Genomic DNA, 1,394 nt, shown 5'->3' on the forward strand with positions numbered 1-1,394 from the left:
GGCGCTGGATGCCGATCAGTACCGCTTGAGTAGGCGGCAACAGTGCCGCAGCCTGGCGCGCCATCGCCTGCAGTACCCCGTCGAGTTCATCGCTGTCGTACACGCGCAACCGCTGACTCGCAGGTAGGGTCGGCATGGCAGTCTCCCGTTCAGGGCCGATAGATTGATCATAGCGCAAGGGGCCGTTGCTGCTGGCGCTGGGTATCTGTGCCTTGCGCAGGGACTTGATATAAATCAAGACCGGGGAGACTTCATGGGAGGATTCTGAATTTAAAAAAGGGTATTGGCACATAGCTGAGCACTTGCCATGCGCTCATGGGTTGTAAAGGCTTCTCGGCAGTACGACTGAACCTGTCCTGTATGGCTGCCTTGCGGCGTTCTGGCGGTATGGAGTTGGCCCGATAGCTTCAGGAGGTTTTCAAATGACACACAGTCCCTTACTGCAAACCACCTTGCGCGACCGGACCGCTGCCGGTCGAACCCTGGTTGAGCCGCTGCGCAAATACGCTCATCGACCGGACGTCATCATTCTGGCCTTGCCCCGTGGCGGAGTTCCGGTGGCCTATGAAGTGGCCACCGCGCTGGAGGTTCGCCTGGACCTGATGCTGGTCCGCAAGTTGGGCGTTCCGTCCCATGAGGAATACGCCATGGGCGCCATTGCCAGCGGCGGCATACAAATCATCAACGAAGAGGCGCTCCGGGCTCACCCGATTGATCAGGACACGTTCGATGCCGTGGTCGCCCGGGAAACCCGGGAACTCTCTCGTCGTGAGCATTTGTACCGGTCAACGCGTGCGCCGGTGGTACTCCTGCGCACCGAAGTGGATGAACTGGTGTGTCCGCTCATTCCCGAGTGGCTGATGTCGATCGGCTATTGGTACATGAACTTCACCCAGACCACGGACGGGGAAGTCATCGATCTTTTGCAAAGAGCCTGGCAACGAGAATCCAGCACGGGCACTGCCCCTCAGGAGAATTCCGATGCTTGAGTCTCACTATCGAAAACTGAGCCTGGAGGACGTGGAGCTGTCAGCCGACCTGCGTCTGCCGATGAACGCTGCCGGTCTGGTGGTTTTTGTCCATGGCAGCGGCAGCAGCCGTTCAAGCCCACGTAACCAGCAGGTTGCAGAGTCTCTGGGCCGGCGGCGGCTGGGCACGTTGTTGTTCGATTTGCTCACCGAGCCGGAGCAGCGCCTGGATAACGTGACGCGGGAGCTGCGTTTCGATATCGCGATGCTTTCGCGGCGACTGGTGCAGGTGATCGACTGGATTGGCCGGGACGCGGAACTGCAATCGCTGCGGATCGGCTTGTTTGGTGCAAGCACCGGGGCCGCTGCGGCGCTGTTGGCGGCTGCCGAGCGCCCGGACGTGGTCCATGCGGTGGTCAGCCGGGG

The 1,394-nt window shown here is 60.6% G+C and carries 2 protein-coding genes and 1 pseudogene; 2 read left to right on the forward strand and 1 reads right to left on the reverse strand.

The features are described 5' to 3' along the window. Positions 1 to 292, reverse strand: a pseudogene (locus AC1DH9_RS30075) (hypothetical protein); the annotation flags it as partial. Between the two features lie 130 nt (positions 293 to 422). Between AC1DH9_RS30075 and AC1DH9_RS30080 the strand changes: the two are divergent. Beyond that, positions 423 to 989: a phosphoribosyltransferase gene (locus AC1DH9_RS30080; protein WP_477809445.1), complete on the forward strand. Its 567-nt coding sequence runs from the start codon at positions 423 to 425 to the stop codon at positions 987 to 989. Next, positions 982 to 1,394: dienelactone hydrolase family protein (locus AC1DH9_RS30085; protein WP_477809446.1), on the forward strand; the 413-nt coding region annotated here is incomplete at its 3' end. The genes AC1DH9_RS30080 and AC1DH9_RS30085, both read left to right, overlap by 8 nt.

The organism is Pseudomonas sp. 05T35 (genome assembly GCF_056396605.1).